Genomic DNA, 21,219 nt, shown 5'->3' on the forward strand with positions numbered 1-21,219 from the left:
TGCGGGTGGGGGTCAGCTGTCGCCGTCCCGCTGGCCGAGGGTGACCTTGGTGTTGAACTGCTGGCCGTTGCGGGTGTACTCGACGTCGACGGTCTCGCCGGGCTTGTGCGTCCAGATCCGGCTGACCAGGGCGGGGCCGTTGTCGATCGGGACTCCGCCGAGCTTGGTGATGACGTCGCCCGGCTTGAGACCGGCCTTGTCGGCGGCGCCGCCGGGGGTGACGGCCGGCTGGCCCTGGATGTCGCGGGTCTGGATCTGCGCGCCGTCGCCCTTGTAGTCGTCGTTGCGCAGCACGTCGAGCTTGGCGTAGACCGGCTTGCCGGTCTTGATCAGGGTGTCGGCGACCCACTTGGCCTGGTTGATCGGGATGGCGAAGCCGAGGCCGATGCTGCCGGCCCGGCCGTTGGCGGAGGCGTTGGACTGGATCGCCGAGTTGATGCCGATCACCGAGCCGCTGGAGTCGAGCAGCGGGCCGCCGGAGTTGCCGGGGTTGATCGAGGCGTCGGTCTGCAGGGCGTTCATGTAGGAGGACTGGCCGCCGGTCTCGTCGCCGGAGGCGACCGGGCGGTCCTTGGCGCTGACGATGCCGCTGGTGACGGTGGACTCCAGGCCGTACGGCGCACCGATCGCGACGGTGGCGTCGCCGACGTTGACCTTGTCGGAGTCGGCCAGCGGAAGCGGGGCCAGCTTGCTCTTCGGCGGGTTGTCGATCTTGATCACGGCGACGTCGTAGCCCTCGGCGTGGCCCAGCACGGACGCGTTGTAGGACGTGCCGTCGGCGAACTTGACGGTCAGTTTGCCGCCGTTGAGGGTCGGCGCGACCACGTGGTTGTTGGTGAGGATGTGGCCCTCGGTGTCGAAGACGAAGCCGGTGCCGGTGCCCGACTCGCCGTTGCCCTGCGCCTTGATGGTGACGACGCTGGGCAGCGCCTTCTGCGCGATGCCGGCGATCGAGCCGGGGGCGGGCTCGTTCTTCTGGGTGTTGCTGGCCTGGACGGTGGTGCTGCGGTGGTCGTCGGCGCTGTTGGTGCGGTCGTTGCGGTCCGCGACGGTCACGCCGAGCACGCCGCCGGCCACGCCGGCGACCAGCGCGACGGCGGCGATCAGGGCGACCAGGCCGCCGCGCTTCTTGCGCGGGCCGCCGGGGCCGCCGGGGTAGTCGGCCGGGTAGCCGAGCGGTCCGGCCGGGCCGCCCGGGTAGCCCGCGCCGCCGCCGGCGTCGTGGGCGGCGCCCCAGCCGCCGAGCGGCTGGCCGGCGCCGAACGGGTGGTGGCCGGGCGCGGGGTGCGCGGCGGGCGCACCGGGGGCGGCCGGGGTGCCGTACGGGTCGTGCGGGCCGGCGGCGGGGACGCCGTGGGCCGGGGTGGCGTACGGGTTGGCACCCGGCGGCAGGGCCGGGCTCTCGGCGACGGGTGCGACAGGTGCGACGGGTGCCGCCGGCACGGCCGGGACCGGCGGGGCGGGCGGCAGGACCGGCGGCGGCGCGTCGATGTAGCCGGTGGCGGCGTCGACCGGGGCGGCCGGCGCGTCGGCGACCGGCGCGGCCGGGGCCTGCGGAGCCGCCTCCGGCGCGGGGACCTTGGTGAAGGCCACGGTGGGCTGGTACCCCCCCTCGGCCGGAACACCATCGGCCGCAACGCCCTCCGTCGGCGCGGCCTCAGCCGGTGCGGCCTCGGCGGCCGGCGCGGCCGCGGGCTCGGGGACCCGGCCGAAGGCCAGTGTCGGCTGGTGCCCGCCCGAGGCGTGGCCGTCGGAAGCGGGAACAGCCGCCGCCTGGCCGCCCGAGGGCTGCTCCCCCTGCGGCCCGGTGGGCCCAACCTCGCGCTCGGTGCTCACGAACGACCTCCATAGCTGACAGAACCAAGGACCATAGTTTTTCGTACTGCCGATTCGATTGCCGTAAGGACCCCTCTGAATAACTCATAAGAATCCTTAGCCGCCGCCGACAGCCGGGCCGCCGACCAGGCTGTCCTGCGCCGACGACCGAGCCGACAACCAAGCCGACGACCGAGCCGACGAGCAACTCGACGGCCGAACCGGCGACCAGGCCGACGACCGGAGGCTCCCCCACCTCCGCCGGACGTCCCGCGATGCGGGCCGCACACCCCGTGGCCTTGGCGTTCACCCCCGGGCCGGTTAGCCTGTCGCTCACAACTGACACGCGGGAGCTTGGACCGACCAGGCTGAGAGTGCGCTGGTCGACCGTACGCCACGGGATCGTGGGCGGACCGTCGAGGGGGCGCAGACCGCCGGAACCTGTCCGGGTAATGCCGGCGTAGGGAGTATCGGCCATGTCGCCTGCTTCGCCATCCTCTTCTTCGGGCGCGCCCGCGTCCAAGGGTTTCCCCGAACCGTCCCCGACCGCTCACGGCGGTGACAGCGGTCGCCCGGGCCCCACCGACACGGCGACCGCCGTCCTGGACCGCCCGGAGCGTGCCGAGGCACCGCTCGTACTGGACACCGAGCCGCCGCGCACGCTGCGCTTCCGGGACCACTTCGCGCTCTGGATGAACCTGGGCGTCAGCCTGATCGGCTTCTCCACCGCCGCGACCGTGCTCGGCGCCAAGGGCAGCGAGCTGTCGCTGGCCGCCGCGGTGACCGCGATCGTGGCCGGCACCGTGGTCGGCACCGCGATGCTCGGCGTGGCCGCGCTGATCGGGGCCCGTACCGGTGCGCCCGCGATGGCGAACCTGCGCGGGCTGTTCGGCACCCGGCTGTCGTACGTCCCGACGGTGCTGAACATCGTCCAGTGCGTCGGCTGGGGCGTGTTCGAGCTGCTGACGATCGCGGTGGGCGCGCAGACCGTCGCCCACACCGACGGCTACCGCTGGCTGTTCGTGCTCCTGGCGGGCGCGCTGACCACCGCGCTGACCATCTGGCCGCTGGGCTCGATCGCGGTGCTGCGCCGCTTCGTGGCCGGTGCGGTCGCCGTCGCGATGGTGTACTTCACCGTCCAGTTGGGCCGCCAGGGGGTGCCCGACCCGGGCGCCGGCAACTGGCACGGCTTCCTGGGCGCCACCGACGCGATGATCGCGGTGTCGATCTCCTTCGTCCCGCTGGCCGCCGACTACACCCGGCACTCGCGCACCGCGCGCTCGGCGTTCTGGGGCAGCTTCTCCGGCTACACGATCGCCCAGGTCTGGTGCTACGTGCTCGGCCTGATGGCCCTGCTGCAGTCCGACGGCGACCCGAACAGGATCTTCGACTCCTTCCTCGGAGTCTGGGCCGGCTGGCTGTTCCTGCTGGTGCTGGTGCTGCGCGAGACGGACCAGTCCTTCGCCAACGTGTACTCGACCGCGATGTCGGTGCAGAACCTGCTGCCGAAGGTGGACCGCCGGGTGCTGACCGGCGGGATCGGCCTGCTGATCACCGTGCTGGCGCTGCAGATCGACAAGTTCACCGACACCTACACCAACTTCCTCGGCCTGATCGGCTCGGTCTTCGTGCCGCTGCTGGCGGTGCTGGCGGTGGACTACTTCTTCGGCGCCGGCCGGTACGGCTGGAACCTCTCCGCCGACGCGCCCTCGCGCCGCCTGATGCTGCTGCCGTGGGTACTGGGCTTCGCGGTCTACCAGTTCATCGCGCCGACCGCGGTGGCCGGCTGGTGGACGGACTTCTGGACCTCCGCCCAGGACGCCCTGCACTTCACCCCGCAGGAGTGGACGTCGGCCTCGCTGTTCGCCTTCCTGGTGCCGGCCCTGGTCACCTGGGCGCTCACCCCGCTGACCCGCAGGGCGGCGCGGAGCTGACCGACCGGCACCGAAGACGGCCCCGCAGATTGGGGCCATCTTCGCCTGCGCGTCACTTCCGCCGCCTATCGTGGGGCCCGTGACCAGCACAGACCCGTCCTCGACGGCGGCGCGCACCACGCCGCCCGTCCAGGTGATCGCCCACCGCGGTTCCTCGCACGCCCTGCCCGAGCACACCCTGGCGGCGTACCGGCGCGCGCTCGACGAGGGCGCGGACGCGGTCGAGTGCGACGTCCGGCTGACCGCCGACGGCGAGCTGGTCTGCGTGCACGACCGCCGGATCGGCCGGGTCTCCAACGGCCAGGGCACCGTCTCGGCGATGACGCTGGCCGAGCTGGAGGCGTACGACTTCGGCGCCTGGAAGACCGGCCGCCCCAGCACCGACCCCGAACTGCGCGGCGTGCTGCGGCTGGAGCGGCTGCTGGAGCTGGTGGTGGACTGCGGCCGCCCGGTGGACCTGGCGATCGAGACCAAGCACCCGGTGCGCTACCGCGGCCGGGTGGAGGCCGAGCTGCTGCGGACGCTCGAACGCTTCAAGATCGGCGCGAGCCGGGAGGGCGAGCGCCCCGCGGCCCGGATCATGAGCTTCTCCTCGGTGGGGCTGGACCGGGTGGCGGCCTCGGCGCCGGAGTACCGACGGGTGTTCCTGTTCGAACGGACCCTGCCGCTGCTCGGCCGGCTGCGCCCGGGCTCCCCGCTGCCGGGCGGGGCGCGGATCGCCGGACCGGGCATCGACCTGGTGCGGGCCCGCCCGCAGCTGGTGACGCGGCTGCGCGAGCTGGGGCACGAGGTGCACGTGTGGACCGTGGACGAACCGGCCGACGTGGAACTGTGCCTGGAGCTCGGGGTGTCCGCGATCATCACCAACCGGCCCGCCGAGGTCCTGGCGCAGCTCGGGCGGTGATCCGCCGTCGGGCGGCGGGCCGCCCGCAAATCCACCCGCAAAGCCCGGACACAACCTGATCGTTCTGGTCGGCAGTCAAACCTTCCGGGCCCGTTATTGCCGGAATTCATGCACCGGGGCGACGCAGGGTGAGCACGGAATGACCTCAGGTCCACCCTCGGTCGCAATCGCTTGAAATGTCCTCGCGGGATCGTCCGGCGGTCGTTTCCGACGCATTACCAAGGGGCATCTCTCCCTCGGCATACGCTGAAGGAGGTCCGGGGGTGGCGTTGATGGTGGCGCGTGAAGTGCCGACTTCATCGACCATGGCAGTGCCGCACGGCCCGGCGAGTGTCGGGGTCGCACGGCGCCGGCTGCGTCGAGATCTCGGCGACCGGCAGATACCGGAGCCGGTCATTGATGATGCCGTATTGATCCTTTCCGAACTGCTGAGCAACGCCTGTCGGTACGCCCGTCCGCTCGGCCCGCTGCGGGCCCTGGGGCGCGGTGCCCGGGCCGAGGTGGTGGACCAGCTGCTGGTCGGCGTCCCCTCCGGGACGCACCCCGCCACGGGCGGCCGGGAGCGCGAGGAGCACGGGAGCGGAACGGACGGCGGCGTGCTGGTCCGCTGGCAGCTGCACGCCGACGGCGTGCTCACCCTGGAGGTCACCGACGGCGGCGCGACCACCCGACCGCTGCCCGCCGGCCCCTCGCTGACCTCGCGCGGCGGTCGCGGCCTGAACATCGTCGGCCAGCTGGCCAGCGACTGGGGCGTGCGCGACGCGCCCGGCGAGGTGACGGTCTGGGCGGCGCTGCCCGCCCGGGCCCGGCACGCCCGGCGCACCGGTGGTGACGCCCGCAGCGCCTGAACCGACGCGCGCCCCCCACCCGTCCGCCCGGCGCGTGCCCGCGCGCCGGGGGAACGTCAGTAGGCTGCCCGGAGCAAAGGACCACCGTTCCCGGGAGAGCCGCACCATGGGCAAGAAGGCCGCCAAGAAGGCGCCGCAGCGTCAGTCCACCACCGCCGTCGCGGGCGAGGTCCCCGTGGTGGGGGCCCGCGAGAACTGCCCCTGCGGTTCGGGCCGCCGGTACAAGGCCTGTCACGGCCGGGAGGCCTCGCACGCGGTGCAGGAGCTGGTGCACCGCCCGTTCGAGGGCCTGTCGGGCGAGGCCGACTGGGTCGCGCTGCGCGAGCTGGTGCCCGCCGCCACGGTGCCGCTGACGCTGGCCGCCGGGGTGGCCGAGGGCGCCACCGGCGACGTCCCGTCGGTGACCCTGGCCACCGTGCTGCCGCTGGCCTGGCCGGCGCTGCGCCGCCAGGACGGCTCCATCCTGCTCGGCCTGCAGACCCAGTCCTCCTCCGGCGACCTCAGCCGCGACCTCGCGGACGCCCTGGAGCTGGCGCTGGCCACCGAGCCGGGCAACCCGGTGCCGTCCCGCCGGACCGAGGCGGGCGGACGCCGGCTCCAGGACCTGCTGGACGTCAACGCCGCGTTCACGCCCGCCGTGCACACCGGCTTCGAGTTCTGGCTGGAGGACGCCGAGACCGCGACCGGCGAGGTCGCCGCCTCCCTGGAGCGCGCCAACGCCTCGGCCATCCCGACCGAGAAGCTGGCGAGCGCCGACGCCGCCTACTGGTGCGGCACCCCCGACAAGAACCACCTGCGCTGGGTGATGACCGTGCCCGAGGAGCGGCTGCTGGACGCGCTGGCCCGGCTGAGCGCCGCCGACCAGTCCTCGCTCGGCCCGGACACCCGCCTGGTCGGCTCGTTCCGCGCGCACGGCCTGACCGTCCCGGTCTGGGATCTCCCGCTCGCCATGACCGCCGCCGACTGCGAGAAGCCGGCCGCCGAGTTCGCCGAGCGGCTGGCCTCGGTGCTCGCCGACGAGACCCCGTTGACCGCCGAGGAGCGGCGCGCCCGCGCGAACCTGGTGAACCGTCAGGTCACCTTGAACTAAAGCGCCCGGGATCCGGGTGATACGCGTCACATTGTCGCCATGGAGCCGCAATTTCCGGGCGGGCAGGGCCTCTTGGAAATTGGCGCGGGCGCGGATCCTTGTTACTGTCTAAAGAGTCCGGCCGCTGGTGCATCCCCCGTCGCCAGCGGCCGGATCTTTTGTTTTCCGCAGGGCCCCGACGAGCGGCCCGGGAACGGACCGGCGGATCAGTACGCCGAGCGACCGCTGTCCAACCGGACCGTCGCCTCCACCAACTCGCCCAGCAGCGGCCCGACCTGCGGCAGCCACACCCCGCCGTCGGCGTCCGGGCGCGGGGCCAGCACCCAGCGCACCCGGCCGGCCGCCCCGCCGGGCGGCAGCGGCAGGAAGCCGTCCACCCCGTGGTAGCGCAACGAGCCTGGCACCCAAGGGAGTTGAGCGAGCATCTCGCCGAGCGCGTCCAGCGAGTACGGGGCCACCAGCAGCGCGTACCGGCCCGGCATCGCCAGCACCGGACCGAGCGGCAGCCGCAGCGCGCCCAGGTAGACCAGCGCCCGGGCGCCGGCCGCCGCCGGCAGGCTGACCGCCGAGACCACCGAACCGGTGGCGGCCAGCACCGGAGCGTCCGGGCTCTGCCGCTCCCACCACCAGCGCACCATCCGGGCGTCCGTGGTGGCGGCCAGCAGCGACGGGTCGTGCGGGTGCGCGCCCGGCACGGTGCAGTCCTGGTCGCCGCAGGAGCACTGGCCGCCGCGCAGAACGGCCCCCGGCACCACGGGCCAGCGGTGGTCGACGGCGGCCGTCAGGGCCGCGGCGAGCCGGGCAGGGCGCTGACGTGCGACGTCGTCCTGGACGGGGTGGTGGGCAGTGGCGGGCGGACACGGATCTTTCGGGTTCTCACGCATGGCGCTCGTTCCTTTCCCTGACCGCTCGGTTCGCTCCGGCCCGTCGGCACCGCCGGGACTCGTCACGCGGACCCGCGGTGGCACGGCCCCGGCGGCGCGAAGGGGGGCGGGCGGCATGGCGGGCGGCGCGGCGACGACGTGGATCACGGTGTGGAGCACGACATGAGAAGGGCCGCGCACTGAAACAGCCCCTGGAACGAGAATCCCGTATGCGACCGGATGGACGCCGCCCGGGCGCGCTTGGTTCCACCGTACGAGTGAGAGACTTCCGGCCAGCCCGGGTCCCGGGCGGCGCGGGCATACGATCCGGACGGCCGCCGGGTCCGTCCCCTCCGTTCTGCCCGCTCCCGGTCCCCTCCATGCCTCCCGACCGGACCGGCGCGCGGCCAGGCCGTACGCGCCCCCCGACCGGGTCTCGCGGATGTGGAACAGGCCACCGCGTCGTCCTGGATCTGGACATGCCCCAAATGGCCTGTGTAGAAGTGGTGGCATTGCTGTCGATCAATGACGAGTAGTAGCGAATCGAGGCGAAACGCGCCCTTTGGCCGTCATCGCTCCACACCGGCCGTACCTGGGGGTTCCGCATGGCACGTAGCACGTCAGGAGTGGCGGCATGACCGAGTCCCACCCGTCGTCGTCGACACCCTCCGAGCCGGGCGAGCCCGGCAGCGCCGGCGGGCTGACCGTCCTCGACCCACCGGGCTTCCCCGGCCCCGCCGACGCGCAGGACGGCGCGGCGGACGTCCGCACGGCACCGGCCGCCGGGGTGCAGGACCGTTTGGCCGGACGGCTGTCCGATTTCGCCAGCCTGCACCGGCACACCGAACAGCTCGCCCGCGCCCGCGGCCTCGCCGCCACCCTGGACACCGTCCTCGCCTCCGGCGCCGCCCTGCTCGGCGCCCGCCGCGGCGTCCTGGTCACCCGGATGCCCGGCGGCAGGCCCGGCCAGCCCGTCGGCCTCGGCCTCGACCGCGCCAGCCTCGGCGCGCTGGAGACCGTCCCGCCCGAGCAGAGCCTGCTCGCCAGGCTGCTGCGCGAACAGGACCGGCCCGAACGGCTGCACTCCCCCGACCTCGTCGAGGACCCGGCCACCGGCGCCCGGCTGCGCGAACTCGCCACCCAGCTCGGCCTCGGCGGCTGCTACGGCCTGCCGCTCGCCACCGAGGAGGACGGCCCGCTCGCCGCCGCCCTCTGGTTCTACGACGAGCCCGCCGAACCCACCGAGCGCCAGCGCGAGCTCGCCCACCGCTACGCCGGGATCGCCGCCCCGCTGCTCGCCAAACAGCTGGAGGCGGACAAGGTCCGGCGCACCACCGAGGCGCTGCGCCGCGGCCTGCTGCCCGACCGGCTCCCCCAGCCCGCCGGCCTGCGGCTGGCCGCCCGGATCCTCCCGGCCGGCCTGGACCGCTCCTGCGGCAGCGACTGGTACGACGCCATCCCGCTGCCGGACGGCACCGTCGGCCTCACCGTCGGCTCCGTCTCCGGCGACGGCCCCGGCGCGGGCCCCGGCTCCGCCCCCGGCGCGGCCGCCGCGATGGGCAGGATCCGGGCCGCGCTGCGCGCCTACGCCGTCCTGGAGGGCGAGGACCCGGTGTCCGTCCTCGGCGACCTGGAACTGCTGCTCAAGACCACCGAGCCGGCCCGCACCGCCACCGCCGTCTACGCCTGGGTGGAACCCGAGGAGCGCCGGATCACCCTGGCCGGCGCCGGCCACTGCCCGCCCGTCCTGGTCGGCCGGCACGGCGCCGAGTTCGTGGAGACCTCGCTCTCCGCCCCGCTCGGCATGCTGGCCTGCTGGGAGGCCCCCGGCGTCGAGCTCACCGCCGACCGCGGCGACACCCTGCTGCTCTACACCGAGGGGCTGGCCCGCCGCTGCGGCCCGACCCTGCACGCCGGCCAGGCCAACCTGCGCCGGGCCGCCGCCGACGCCCCGCGCGACGTGCGGATCGACCCGGACCGGCTCTGCGCCCACCTGCTGGCCGTCTGCCCCGACCCCGAGCCCGGACCGGCCACCGACGACCTGCTGCTGCTCGCGGCCCGCTTCGAATAGCCGCCCCGAACAGTCGTCCCGACCCCGAACGGGCGAGCGGCCGGGCGTCCGTACCATGGACGCACGGCCGCCCGCGCGTGTCGCGATCCGACACTCCCCCGAGGGGCGGCGGTACCACCCCAAGGAGGCGTTACACGTGACCGAGGACCGCACGCCCGCAGTGGCCGAGAACCCCGAAGCCGACGGCGGCGACGAGCCGCAGCAGTTCAAGGGCCGCAAGAACGGCCTGTACGGCGAGGTCTCCGACGAGCTGGCCGCCTCGATGAAGACCGGCTGGGCCGACACCGACCTGCACGGCCTCGTCCCGGTCGCCCAGGCCCCGTACGCGGCCGAGCGCCGCGCCCGGCTCTCCGCCGCCTACCCCGGCGAGCGGCTGGTCGTCCCGGCCGGCAACCTGCGGATGCGCTCCAACGACACCGACTACAGCTTCCGCGCCTCCAGCGAGTACGTGCACCTCACCGGCGACCAGACCGAGGACGCCGTGCTCGTCGCCGAGCCCACCGGCGACGCCGGCCACGAGTTCGCCCTCTACCTGCTGCCCCGCTCCGACCGCGAGAACGGCGAGTTCTGGCTGGACGGCTACGGCGAGCTGTGGGTCGGCCGCCGCAACAGCCTGGGCGAGCAGGAGCAGCTGCTCGGCCTGCCGGCGCGCGACGTGCGCAAGGCCGCCGAGGAACTGGCCGGGCGCACCAAGGACTCCGCAGTGCCCACCCGGATCGTCCGCGGCTACGACGCCGGCCTGGAGAACACCCTGGCCGACGTGCTGGACGCCGACCGGGACGCCGAGTTCAAGGAGTTCCTGAGCGGCCTGCGGCTGGTCAAGGACGAGTGGGAGGTCGGCGAGCTGCGCGCCGCCTGCGACGCCACCGTCAAGGGCTTCACCGACGTGGTCCGCGAGCTCGGCCAGGCCGTCGCCACCTCCGAGCGCTGGATCGAGGGCACCTTCTGGCGCCGCGCCCGGGTCGAGGGCAACGACGTCGGCTACGGCACCATCGCCGCCGCCGGCCCGCACGCCACCACGCTGCACTGGGTCCGCAACGACGGCGACGTCCGCCCCGGCGAGCTGCTGCTGCTGGACGCCGGCGTGGAGACCCACACCCTCTACACCGCCGACGTCACCCGCACCCTGCCGATCGACGGCCGCTTCAACGACCTCCAGCGCAAGATCTACGACGCCGTGTACGACGCCCAGGAGGCCGGCATCGCCGCGGTGAAGCCCGGCGCCCGCTTCCGCGACTTCCACGACGCCTCGCAGCGCGTGCTCGCCGAGCGCCTGCTCGCCTGGGGCCTGCTGGACGCCTCGGCCTACGACGTCGAGAAGGTCCTGGAGCTGGGCCTCCAGCGCCGCTGGACCCTGCACGGCACCGGCCACATGCTCGGCCTCGACGTCCACGACTGCGCCCACTCCCGCCGCGAGGAGCACGCCGACGCGCTGCTGGTGCCCGGCATGGTCCTCACCGTCGAGCCCGGCCTGTACTTCCAGCAGGACGACCTGACCGTGCCGCAGGAGTACCGCGGCATCGGCGTCCGGATCGAGGACGACATCCTGGTCACCGCCGACGGCAACGAGAACCTCTCGGCCGGCCTGCCGCGCCGCGCCGACGAGGTCGAGGCCTGGATGGCCTCGCTGGCCTGAGCCACCCACCGAGGGCCCGGCCTCCCCGCGGTGGGGAGGCCGGGCCCTCGTGTCACTTGGTGACCTTGACGGAGATCTTCTTCTCGCCGAGCACGGTCAGCTTGCTTCCGTTGTACGGAAGCGTCACCTGCGCCGAGACCGGCATGTCCCCCGGGCCGTTCCCGGCGCCCAGGGTCAGCCGGTAGGTGACCTTCCTGGTCTGCCCCGGAGCCAGGGAGAACAGCGACGCCTGGTCCGCCAGCGCGTAGCCCATGTCGCTGCCCGGCCCCATCGGCACCGGCCTCCAGGTGTCGCCGTCCTGACGCTCCAGCTTGCCGTCGTTGGGCCCCTGCACGACCTGCGCCGGCGGCGAACCCGGGTAGGGCTCCGTGACGACCAGCGGCTGCAACCGGCCGTAGGTGTTCTGGCTGGTGTTCCGGAAGGTCACCGAGAAGGTGACGGCCGGGCTCCCCGCCGTCAGCTGCTGACCGGCCGCCAGGCCGTCGAAGGCGACCGCGATGTCGTTCCGGTTGGCCTCCGTGGGCGGCGCCTGGCGGCCGCTCAGGTCGAGGGTGTTGACGATCGTCATCAGTCCGGGCTGGTAGTCGGCCTTGAGGCCGATCGCCGCGACGGACACGAAGTCCTTCGGCAGGGCCCACATCTGGGCCGTGAAGGCGTCGCCACCGCAGTTGATCTGCCACTGCGACTTGCGTGCGGCACGGCCTGCCACGGTGGGTGTGCTCCTGGTCGGGCCGACACTGTCGATCTGTCCGCTCCTGGCGAGCGTGGGGGAGTAGGACCACGCCGGGCACCAGGGCTGCGTGGACCAACCGCTGCCGGAATCCAGGTCGGGCAGCCTCGGCCAGGACTCCGACTCCTGGTCCAGGACCGTCAGAAGCACGCCGTGCGGCAGGCAGTCCCCGGCCGACGCGTCCTGCGGAGCACTCGGGCTCAGGATGCAGAGGCTGTTGGCGGCAGGATCCGGATTGACGGCCCGCCAGCCTGGCGGGATCTTGAACTTGACGCCCCGGAAGGGGTACGTCGTCCCGGCCGGCGCGGTGGTGGCCGGGGTGGTGGCGGGGGTGGTGGGCGGCACCGTCGTCCGGGTGCCGGCCGACGTCGGGTCGGAGAGGGGGGCCCCGGTCTCCGGGTCGGCGGCGGGACTGCCGGTGTCCGGCGAGGGGGCCGTGGGGGTCGGGGCGGCGGTCGGTTCGGGGGTCGGGCTCGGCGAGGTCGTCGTGGTGGCGGCCGGCGGGGGGACGTCCTTCCTGGCCAGCGGGTCGCCGTGGAAGGTGAGCAGGCCGATCGCCAGGGAGGCGGCCAGCGCGAAGACCGGCACGGCGGTCAGGTACACCGGGCGCAAGCGCCGCACCCGGCCGCGCGGCGGTTGCGCCGGGCGCAGGCCGCGCGCGGTGATCAGCGAGGTGCGGGCGTTCATCGCCTCGCGCAGCAGCCGTTCGGTCGCCGTCTCGGCCGGCCCGTCACCGTCTCGGCCTCCGCTCTCGCGGCCGGGGAGCTTGTCGGTCATCGAACCTTCTCCAGATGCTTTTCCAAGGCGTCCAGGGCCCGGCTGGCGGTGGACTTCACGGCACCCCGGGACAGCCCCAGGGTCTCGGCGATCTGCGCCTCCGACAGGTCGGACCAGTAGCGCAGCACCAGCACCTCGCGCTGGCGGGGGGTCAGCTCCTGCATGGCCGCGAGCACCCGCCGGTGCTCGTCGTTGAGCACCGCGTGGTCCTCCGCGGAGGCGGCGTCGGGCTCGTGCGGCGGGACGTACTCGCGGGCGGTCTTCCGGCGGCGCAGCACCGACCGGGCGCCGTTGACCACCGCGGTGCGCAGGTACCCGAGCGCGTTGTCCAGGTCGTCCAGGTGCTCGCCGTACCGCTGGTAGAGCTGGGTGAAGGCCTCCTGGACGACGTCCTCGGCCAGGTCCTGGTGGTCGACCAGGAGGACGGCCATCCGCACCAGGCCCAGCCGGTGGGCGTGGTACAGGTCGGTCAGGGTGGGCCGGCCCTCCGCGGGCTTGCGCCCGCCGCGCAGCAGCCGGAAGCCGGAACGGCGCTGCGCCGCCGGCTCGTCGCCCGGACCGGCGGGCACCTCGTCGGCCTCCTGCGCGCCGAACAGCACGGCGACCACTCCGCGAACGGAGAAACCGCGCCCCCTCGTCGGCCCGGCGATCGGCCCGATGGCCATGGACATGCGCGTTTCCGCTTTCCCCCGGGACGGTGGCGGCTCTCGCCGGACCGTCAGGACTCCTGATCAAGATCGTGATCGGGGAGATCCTGACAGCCGCTCTCGGCCCGCCCCTCTCCGCCCCCGTACCAATGGACGTGTGACCGGGGTGGAGGTTGCAGGTGGATTCGAGCAGGATTCCCGGCCGGCCGGAACGGCTACACTCACCGCCATCCCGCCACCCGTCAGCAGGGGGTCCGCATGACCGAGCAGCACGTCGAGGGCCCGGTCGGCACCGGGCCGGGCCCGGTGCCCGTCGTCATCGGCCCCCGCCCGGAGCCGGTGCACCACGTCGCGGTGTACGCCTTCGCGGGCATGGCGCCCTTTGAACTCGGCGTGGTGGTGGAGGTGTTCGGGCTGGCCCGGCCGGAACTGGGCGGCCTGCTGGCAGCGCCCTGGTACGGGCTGAAGGTGTGCGCCGACCGGCCCGGGACGGCGCTGGACGCGGTGGGCGGGTTCGCGCTGACCGCCCGGCACGGGCTGGACGAACTGGCCTCGGCCGACACCGTGGTGGTCCCCGGGGTGCCGAACGCGTTCAGCGGCGCGGTCTCCCCCGGACTGGTCACCGCGCTGCGGACGGCGCACGAGCGCGGCGCCCGGATCGTCTCGATCTGCTCGGGCGCCTTCGCGCTGGCCGCCGCCGGACTGCTCGACGGGCAGGAGGCGACCACCCACTGGCGGTACGCCGACCTGCTCCAGCAGCGCCACCCGGACGTGCGGGTCAACCCGGACGTGCTGTACGTCGACAACGGGAACGTGCTCACCAGCGCGGGCAGCGCCGCCGGGATCGACCTCTGCCTGCACCTGGTCCGCCGCGACCACGGCGCCAAGGTCGCCAACAGCGTGGCCCGCCGCTTCGTGGTGGCGCCGCACCGGGACGGCGGGCAGGCCCAGTTCATCGAGGCCGCCGTCCGCCCGGTCGAGGAGGAGGACGACGGGGTCGCCCGCAGCATGCAGTGGGCGATGGGCCACCTGGCGTCCCCGCTGACCATCCCGCTGCTGGCCCGCGCCGCCCGGATGTCGGACCGCTCGTACCTGCGGCACTTCACGGCCCGCAACGGCACCAGCCCGATGCGCTGGGTCGTCACCCAGCGCATCGCGGCCAGCCTGCCGTTGCTGGAGTCACCGGAGGGGACGGTGGAGGAGATCGCGGCGGCGGTCGGCTTCGAGAGCGCCGCGACCTTCCGCCACCACTTCGGCCGGGTGATGCGCACCTCCCCGACCGCCTACCGGCGCTCCTTCGGGCGCGGGGTCGCGTAGCCCCCCGGCCACGCGGCCCGGTATCCGGCATCCGGCATCCGGCATCCGGCATCCGGCATCCGGCATCCGGCATCCGGCATCCGGCGGCGACTATGCCTTCTCGTGCCGGTCCGCGTTGGCGAGGATGGCGTCGTGCAGCCACTGCGCCAGGCCCGGGGCGAGGTTCTCGTAGGTGGCGGTCCACCGCGGGTCGGAGACGTACAGCCCGGCCAGGCCGCGGTGGATGGTGAACGTGCAGTCGTAGAAGTTCTGGCAGATGTGCTGCCGGTGCGCCTCGGCGAGGTCCGTGGCGGCGGCGCCGTCGGCGGGTTCGCCGGCGGTGAGCGCCTCGACCAGGCGGGTGTTGAGGTCGGCCATCTCCGTCTGGATCCGCTGCCAGTCGGCCTTGTCGTAGCCGCCGGTGCGGCGCTGCGACTCGGCCCAGGCCGCGGTGTCGCCCCAGCGCTGTTCGGCCTCCTGCTCCCACTCCTCCTGGTAGCCCTCGCCGAAGATCTCGAACTTCTCCTCCGGGCTCAGCTGAATGCCCATTCTTCGTGCCTCCATGGCGTGTTCGACGGCTGTGGCGAGGTCCTGGAGGTGCCTGATCCGGTCGGTCAGCAGTTGGTGCTGCCGCCGGAGGTGCTCGCTCGGGCTGACCGAGTCGTCGTCCAGGATCGCCGCGATCTCTTCCAGGGGGAACCCGAGTTCGCGGTAGAAGAGGATCTGCTGCAACCGGTCGAGGTCGGCGTCCTGGTAGCGGCGGTAGCCGGTCCGGGTGCGGTCCGCGGGGGACAACAGGCCGATCTCGTCGTAGTGGTGCAGGGTGCGGACGGTCACCTTGGCGATCTTGGCCACGGCGCCGACCGAGTAGCCCTCGCTGCTCATCCGGGTTCTCCCTTCGTGCTGACCACCAGCCTCCGCTCTCACGCCGCGTGAGGGTCAAGCCGTCCTCGGAAGGGAGGGCCCCGGCGCCGTGACTGCGCCCGTGCCGGGGCCGGTGCCGGTCAGACTCCGGTGCCGGTCAGGACGCGCTCGCGCCGCCGGGAGGAACGGCGCCGCCCCTCGCCGTCCGCCGGGGACCGCGGGCGGCGCGTCTGCTGGGTGGGCCAGAACAGCACGTACGCGGCGGAGACCACCACGAAGGCCAGCCGGACGAAGCCGCGGCCCGCGTCGGACGGGATGAGCAGCGTCCCGCCGTACAGCGCGGCCAGCGCTATCCAGCTCCACCACGGGACGAGCCGCTTCTGCCCGACCGCGTCCCAGAGCAGGGTGCCGAGCAGGATCGAGGCCGTGTAGTAGGTGTAGACGCTCGGGTCGAGCAGGATCCGGGCGTCCGCGCCGAGCAGCACCACGGCCGGCCAGCGGCCGCGCCAGACCGCGATGGTGCCGAGGCCGAGGCCGAGGGCGAACTGGGTCGGACGGTCCCACCAGGGGGTGGCCGGGTCGGTCACCCCGAACCAGCGCAGTGCGGAGGCCGGCTGGTTGGGGATGGTGAACTTGGCGGCGGCCAGGGTGTCCAGATTGCCCAGGTAGAACGGCAGCCAGGCGATCGCCACCAGTCCGACGAACCAGAGCGCACTGCGCAGCCAGGCGGGCCTGGGCAGCGCCAGGATCAGCGGGGCGAAGGCGATCGCCCAGGGCTTGGAGTCCACCGCCAGCGCCAGGTAGACGCCGACCATGGTGGGTTTGCCGCGGGCCAGGGCGTGCACGGCGAGGGTGGTGAAGAACAGCGCCAGGACGTCGTCCAGGTGCGCGAAGCGGACCGAGACCTCGACCCACATCGGGATGAACGCCAGCCCGGCGATCAGCAGGCGCTGCTGGAGCCGGCGGTGGTTGGTGCCGGTGCCCAGGTAGTACAGGGCGGCGGTGCGACCGATCAGGACCAGCATCACCAGGCCGAGCCCGGACATCGCCGCCTCGGCGATCAGCTGGCCGGTGTGGGCCGAGAACGGGGCCGTGAGCCGGGCCACGGCCAGGCTGACCGGGCCGATCTGCAGCTCCGGGTGGTGGGCGTAGAGCGCCAGCCCGCCGTCCGGGTGGTCGCTGAAGAGCAGCTGCTCACCCTGGCGCAGGTAGTGCCAGGAGAAGCCTCCGCTGGGCTCGACCAGGAAGAACCAGAGCACCGTCCAGGCCACCAGCAGAACGTGGTGCCTGCGCAGCGGCAGCCCCGCGATCCGCCCGGTCGCCGACTCGTAGTCGGTGGCCGTCCGTGCCGTGCGTGATCCCCGCACCTGTCCCTCTCCCCGCCGGTTCCGCCCCCCTCCGGCCGGACATCCTATGTGACGGAGGTGTCCCGCCCGCGCCGCCCGGAGGTCCGTCGAACGGACGGCCGGGCGGCGCGGGCAGTTGTCAGGCGGGTACCGCCTCGGTGTAACGGCTGGAGCGAGCCTTGCGGCCGCGGTCAGCCCTGCTGGGCCGACTTGCGGCGGCGAAGCGCCACGAGGGTGCCGACACCGGCGAGCAGCACGGCGCCGCCGGCCACGGCGATGGCGGTGGTGTCGTCACCGCCACCGGTCTGGGCCAGGGCCTTGTCGCCGTTGTCGGCGGCGGCCTTGGCCTTGGTGACGGCGGCCGGGGTGAGCGGCGGCGGGGTGAGGGTCGGGACGGCCACCGGGAAGTCGATCGGGCCGGCGGTGTCGCCGTTGCCGTCGGCCGGGGCCGGGGCGGAGGTCGACGCGGAGGCGGAGCCGGACGGCTCGCCCGTGGTCGGGGTGGTCGGAATGGTCGGGGTGGTCGGCGGGACCGAGGGCGACGGCGTGGTCGGCTCGGCGCTCGGGGTGGCCGAGGTGGAGGTGGTGGCCGTGGCAGTGGCGGTGGCCGTGGTGGTGGCCGTCGGCGACGTGCTCGCGGTCGCCGAGTGGGAGGGCGTCGGCGAGGTGGAGGTGGTCGGCGAGGTGGAGGTGGTCGGCGAGGTGGAGGTGGTCGGCGAGGTGCTCGCGGTCGGGCTGGGCTTGCCGGTGTGGGTCGGGGTGATGGTCGGGCTCGGCTTGCCGCCGCCGCCCGCCTTGATCACGAAGCCCGCGCCGCGGACGCCGTCGCAGCTGAGGTGGCCCCCGTCGACCGGCGCGTGGGTCTCGTCGTCGAGCTCGGCGGAGAACACCACCGGGACGACGCCGGCCCGGCCGAGCGGCGCCTCCGAGGTGAAGGAGACCCGGACCTTGATCGAGAAGCTCTTGCCGCGGTTCACGACGAGCAGGTCGTCGTCGGTGGGGTTGCCGTCCTGGCCGAGGGCGCCGAGCAGGGTGAGGACGGACTTGTCCTTGTCCTCGCCGCCGTCGGCGGCGACCGAACCGGTCTGCCACTGGCCGCCGGGCAGCTGGTACTGGACCTTGAGGTCCTTCGCCTTGAGCGAGCCCGCCTTGTTCTTGAACTTGAGCAGCGGGAGGAAGAGGAAGTCGTGCTTCGTCGAGTTGTCGATCTTGAAGGTGAAGTCGCGGGCGTCGCCGCCGGCGATGAAGGTGCCGGGCACGCCGTTCACCGAGAGGTCGAGGCTCTGGTGGGAGGCCTTGCCGGCCACCTGGGCGGCGGCGGACGGGGAACCGGTGGTGCCGACGGCCATGGCGCCCTGGGCGCCGGACAGCACGAGCGAGGACGCGAGCGCGGCGACGCCGGCAAGGGCAAGACTGCGACGTATGGACAAGGGAGACCTCACGGAAGAGTCCGGGCGAGGCCCGGGGTGCGGCGGGGCGGGCGGCCGTGGACGCCTCGAACCCCCCGCGAAGCTTGAAAGTCCGACGGAGATTACCTAAGGATCCGGCCACTCCGGAAGGCGGGTGTCACGCTGGGGACCGCTCACGGGACGGGAGTGCCCGAATCGCCCAATTCCGTCCTGCGGTACGGCTTTTGCTCTTTGCCGAAAGATGACCGGAGAGTGACGGGTACACGCCCGGAAGACCGTATCGCACGGCCTCGCGTGGCGTGAAGCGATCGGTCGTGTGAACGTCTGGCGAATGCCCATGCGACCGCCCGCCGGAGCGGGTACGCGGGCTCAGCCCGCGAAGAAGGACTTGGCCGCGATCAGCGCCCGCTCGTCGCGCAGCACGTCCCCGGGGCGGGTGCCGTTGCCGAGCAGCGCGCCGCCCCAGCGCATCCCCATGTACTCGGCCGTCAGCCGGAGCGTGCCGATCAACGGTTCGGCCTTGTCGTCCTCGGTGGCGAGGGCGGTGACGCCCCAGACGGTGCCGCCGCGCATCCGGGCACGGAAGTCCGCCCCGGGCTGCCGGAGCCAGGACGACCAGTGGTCGAGGTAGAGCTTCGCGCTGGTCGGCAGCGAGTACCAGTACAGCGGTGCGACGAAGACCAGGTCGGTGGCCGCCGACGTGGCGTCCAGCAAGGTCCGTTCATGACCGACCGGCTCGGGGTAGCGGCCGTCCCCGACGTGCCGCAGGTCCTCGAAGGGCGGCAGCGGGTGCTCGCTCAGCCGCAGCCAGCGCTGCTCCGACCCGGCCGGCAGGCTCGCCTCGGCGGCCAGCCGGGCGAGTTGCTCGGAGTTGCCGCCGGCACGCGAACTGGCGTCGAGGAACAGAAAGGTGCGCGGCGCCTCGGCGCCGGCCGGCTGGTCGGCCATCGGAACTCCCCCGGTCGGTGGTGCGGATGGAGGTGCGAGCGCCCCCCGCACCCCGGTTATTCCACGTCCGGCGCCCGGGAGTTCACTCAGGCGGGCAGGCCGGCCCGGCGCCGGGCGACGGCCGCGACGGCCGCCCAGTCCTTGTCCGCGTCGCCGTGGGCCAGCGCGTCCAGGAAGGCATCCCGCAGGATGCCGCCGAACGGGAGCGGGACGTTCCGCGCGGCCCCGGCCTCCAGGGCCAGGCCGACGTCCTTGAGCCCCAGCGGCAGTCTGAACCCGGCCGGCTCGTAGCGGCGTTCGGCCACCATCGCGCCGTAGCCGGAGTAGACCGGCCCCGGGAACAGCGTGCCGGTGAGCATCTCGACCAGGTCGGTCGGCCGGACGCCGTGGGCCTCGGCCAGGCTGCACGCCTCGGCCATCGACTCGATCGCGCAGGCCAGCAGGAAGTTGGTGCTGATCTTGGCGGTGTTGGCCTGTCGCGGGCTCGCACCGAAGTGCCAGGTGCGCTCCCCCATCGCGGCGAACAGCGGCTCCGCGCGGGCCAGCAGCTCCGGCGCGCCGGCGGTCAGGATGTTCAACCGGCCAGCCGCCGCGACCGGCGGACGGCCGAGGACCGGGGCGGCCAGGTAGCCGATGCCGTGCTCGGTGTGCAGCGCCTCGGCGCGCTCGGCGAGCCCGACGGAGATGCTGGCCATGTTGACGTGCAGGGTCGTCGCGGATCCCGCGAGCAGGGCGGGATCGAGCAGCAGCCGTTCGACCGCCTCGTCGTTGGCGAGCATGGAGACCACGGTGTCGGCGGCGTACACCTCGGCGAGCGTGCCGGCCGCCTCGGCGCCCTCGGCCACCAGGGCGGCCACCGGCTCGGGCGAGCGGTTCCAGACCCGGACGGCGTGGCCGGCCCGCAGCAGGCTGCCGGCCATTCCCCGCCCCATCGCGCCCAGCCCCACGAAGCCGATCGTCGCCCCGGCCATCGCACACTCCCGTCGCCGTCACCGTCACCGCATTGCGGATGACTGTACGTCAGGAGACGGTGGCCCCTGCGTACTGGACGGACTCACGCGCAGGCGCGCTCCGGCAGCCGGACGCGGCCGCGCTCCAGTTCGGTGACCACCCGGTGGCTCAGCAGCTCGTACTGGGCCTGGAGCCGGCCGGGGCGGGTCGGGCGGGCGACCGGACGGCCGGGGCTGACCAGTTCGTCCGGCCCGAACTGCTCGCGGGTGAGGTCGATCTCGATGCCGGTGGCGAAGCGGTTCCACCAGTGCAGATCCGTCCGGATCCCGCCGACGTGCACCTCGCCCATCATCAGCTCGCCGCCCAGCAGGTCGTGCACCACCATCGCCGTCACCCCGCACTGGCCGCGGGCGGGATTGTCGGGACGCCAGTGGGCCAGATCCTCGGGCGCACAGGTGTCGACACCCCAGGAGGAGCGGATCGCACGTTCGATGTCGTTGAGGGTCCACGCCGTCATACCGGGAAGCCTGCCATGCACCACTGACAGTGGCACCGGCTTTTCAGAGGGCCACCCCGTGTTCTGCGGAGACCTTCTCGATCTTCACCCGAACGAGCAGTTCCCCCGGCACGCCGTTCCGGGCCCCGTACTGCTCCGCGACGTCCTCCCCCATGTACCGGGCGGCGATCCGGGTGGCCCAGGCGCGCACCTCGGCCAGATCCTCGCTCAGCCGGGCGGTGCCCTGCACGAGGACGTACGCGAAGGGCGGCCGGTCGTCGTCCACGCAGATCATCACCCGGCCGTCGCGGGCCAGGGTGCGGCCCTTGACGGTGCCCGCACCGGTGTTGAAGACGAGCTCGTCGCCGTCCAGCAGGAACCAGACCGGCGCGACGTGCGGGCGGCCGTCGGCCCGGGTGGTGGCGAGCTTGGCGGTGCGGGTGCCCTCGGAGAGGAACGCCCGCCACTGGTCATCGGTCATCGTCGGCATACCGCCCATCCTGGCCGGTCGGCCCGCCCCGCGCATCAGGGGACGGGAAGAACGCGGTCAAGCCGCGCACCGCCTCGCTGCTGAAGACGATGTCGCTGGACGCC

18 protein-coding genes and 1 riboswitch are annotated in these 21,219 nt (G+C 73.6%); of the genes, 7 read left to right on the forward strand and 11 right to left on the reverse strand.

Annotated elements, in window-relative coordinates:
* Positions 1–12: 12 nt before the first annotated feature.
* Complete coding sequence (locus AB0R04_RS13425; protein ID WP_363370661.1) at positions 13–1,836, reverse strand: trypsin-like peptidase domain-containing protein; 1,824 nt, start codon at positions 1,834–1,836, stop codon at positions 13–15.
* 315 nt (positions 1,837–2,151) lie between these two features.
* Positions 2,152–2,299: riboswitch (TPP riboswitch) on the forward strand.
* Here AB0R04_RS13425 and AB0R04_RS13430 point away from each other — a divergent pair.
* The 4 genes from AB0R04_RS13430 (at position 2,292) to AB0R04_RS13445 (ending at position 6,591) form a co-directional block, all read left to right on the forward strand.
* Positions 2,292–3,749 (forward strand): cytosine permease, encoded by a 1,458-nt coding sequence (locus AB0R04_RS13430; RefSeq protein ID WP_363370663.1) that lies wholly within the window; start codon positions 2,292–2,294, stop codon positions 3,747–3,749. (Overlaps the previous riboswitch by 8 nt.)
* A 79-nt stretch (positions 3,750–3,828) precedes the next feature.
* Positions 3,829–4,653 (forward strand): glycerophosphodiester phosphodiesterase family protein, encoded by an 825-nt coding sequence (locus tag AB0R04_RS13435; protein WP_363370665.1) that lies wholly within the window; start codon positions 3,829–3,831, stop codon positions 4,651–4,653.
* A 305-nt stretch (positions 4,654–4,958) separates the two neighbouring features.
* Positions 4,959–5,501, forward strand: coding sequence for an ATP-binding protein (locus AB0R04_RS13440; RefSeq protein WP_363370667.1), 543 nt, complete (start codon positions 4,959–4,961; stop codon positions 5,499–5,501).
* Between the two features lie 106 nt (positions 5,502–5,607).
* Positions 5,608–6,591, forward strand: a complete 984-nt coding sequence (locus AB0R04_RS13445; RefSeq protein ID WP_363370668.1) for a DUF5926 family protein — start codon at positions 5,608–5,610, stop codon at positions 6,589–6,591.
* A 206-nt stretch (positions 6,592–6,797) separates the two neighbouring features.
* Here the strand turns inward: AB0R04_RS13445 and AB0R04_RS13450 are convergent, their stop codons facing one another.
* Positions 6,798–7,475: a bifunctional DNA primase/polymerase gene (locus AB0R04_RS13450; RefSeq protein ID WP_363370670.1), complete on the reverse strand. Its 678-nt coding sequence runs from the start codon at positions 7,473–7,475 to the stop codon at positions 6,798–6,800.
* A 613-nt stretch (positions 7,476–8,088) separates the two neighbouring features.
* Between AB0R04_RS13450 and AB0R04_RS13455 the strand changes: the two genes are divergently transcribed.
* Both AB0R04_RS13455 and AB0R04_RS13460 read left to right on the forward strand, forming a co-directional pair.
* Positions 8,089–9,525: a PP2C family protein-serine/threonine phosphatase gene (locus tag AB0R04_RS13455; RefSeq protein ID WP_363370672.1), complete on the forward strand. Its 1,437-nt coding sequence runs from the start codon at positions 8,089–8,091 to the stop codon at positions 9,523–9,525.
* 136 nt (positions 9,526–9,661) lie between these two features.
* Positions 9,662–11,161, forward strand: a complete 1,500-nt coding sequence (locus AB0R04_RS13460) for an aminopeptidase P family protein (RefSeq protein ID WP_363370674.1) — start codon at positions 9,662–9,664, stop codon at positions 11,159–11,161.
* Positions 11,162–11,213: 52 nt separating this feature from the next.
* Here AB0R04_RS13460 and AB0R04_RS13465 read toward each other — a convergent pair whose 3' ends face one another.
* Positions 11,214–12,668: a hypothetical protein gene (locus AB0R04_RS13465; RefSeq protein WP_363370676.1), complete on the reverse strand. Its 1,455-nt coding sequence runs from the start codon at positions 12,666–12,668 to the stop codon at positions 11,214–11,216.
* Positions 12,665–13,339: a SigE family RNA polymerase sigma factor gene (locus tag AB0R04_RS13470; RefSeq protein ID WP_363370678.1), complete on the reverse strand. Its 675-nt coding sequence runs from the start codon at positions 13,337–13,339 to the stop codon at positions 12,665–12,667. The genes AB0R04_RS13465 and AB0R04_RS13470 overlap by 4 nt, the downstream gene beginning before the upstream one ends.
* A 234-nt stretch (positions 13,340–13,573) precedes the next feature.
* Here AB0R04_RS13470 and AB0R04_RS13475 point away from each other — a divergent pair, with 234 nt between their 5' ends.
* Entirely contained in the window at positions 13,574–14,632 is a 1,059-nt protein-coding gene (locus tag AB0R04_RS13475; RefSeq protein ID WP_363370680.1) for a helix-turn-helix domain-containing protein, read from the forward strand.
* Positions 14,633–14,722: 90 nt separating this feature from the next.
* Here AB0R04_RS13475 and AB0R04_RS13480 read toward each other — a convergent pair whose 3' ends face one another.
* The 7 genes from AB0R04_RS13480 to AB0R04_RS13510 form a co-directional block, all read right to left on the reverse strand.
* The gene (locus tag AB0R04_RS13480) at positions 14,723–15,496 is read right to left on the reverse strand and encodes a MerR family transcriptional regulator (RefSeq protein WP_363370682.1); all 774 of its coding nucleotides are present in this window, start codon (positions 15,494–15,496) and stop codon (positions 14,723–14,725) included.
* Between the two features lie 119 nt (positions 15,497–15,615).
* Positions 15,616–16,776, reverse strand: a complete 1,161-nt coding sequence (locus AB0R04_RS13485; protein WP_363370705.1) for a hypothetical protein — start codon at positions 16,774–16,776, stop codon at positions 15,616–15,618.
* Positions 16,777–17,012: 236 nt separating this feature from the next.
* On the reverse strand, positions 17,013–18,251 hold the full coding sequence (locus AB0R04_RS13490) for an LPXTG cell wall anchor domain-containing protein (RefSeq protein WP_363370684.1): 1,239 nt from the start codon (positions 18,249–18,251) through the stop codon (positions 17,013–17,015).
* A gap of 348 nt (positions 18,252–18,599) precedes the next feature.
* Positions 18,600–19,178: an NAD(P)H-dependent oxidoreductase gene (locus tag AB0R04_RS13495; protein WP_363370686.1), complete on the reverse strand. Its 579-nt coding sequence runs from the start codon at positions 19,176–19,178 to the stop codon at positions 18,600–18,602.
* A gap of 86 nt (positions 19,179–19,264) precedes the next feature.
* Positions 19,265–20,149, reverse strand: coding sequence for an NAD(P)-dependent oxidoreductase (locus AB0R04_RS13500; protein ID WP_363370688.1), 885 nt, complete (start codon positions 20,147–20,149; stop codon positions 19,265–19,267).
* An 83-nt stretch (positions 20,150–20,232) separates the two neighbouring features.
* Positions 20,233–20,646: a hypothetical protein gene (locus AB0R04_RS13505; protein WP_363370690.1), complete on the reverse strand. Its 414-nt coding sequence runs from the start codon at positions 20,644–20,646 to the stop codon at positions 20,233–20,235.
* Between the two features lie 43 nt (positions 20,647–20,689).
* Positions 20,690–21,106 carry a PPOX class F420-dependent oxidoreductase gene (locus AB0R04_RS13510; RefSeq protein ID WP_107453052.1) on the reverse strand — a complete coding sequence of 139 codons (417 nt, stop codon included), beginning with the start codon at positions 21,104–21,106 and terminating at the stop codon, positions 20,690–20,692.
* Positions 21,107–21,219: the final 113 nt, after the last annotated feature.

It is taken from the genome of Kitasatospora sp. NPDC056731 (assembly GCF_040687675.1).
GTDB lineage: Bacteria > Actinomycetota > Actinomycetes > Streptomycetales > Streptomycetaceae > Kitasatospora.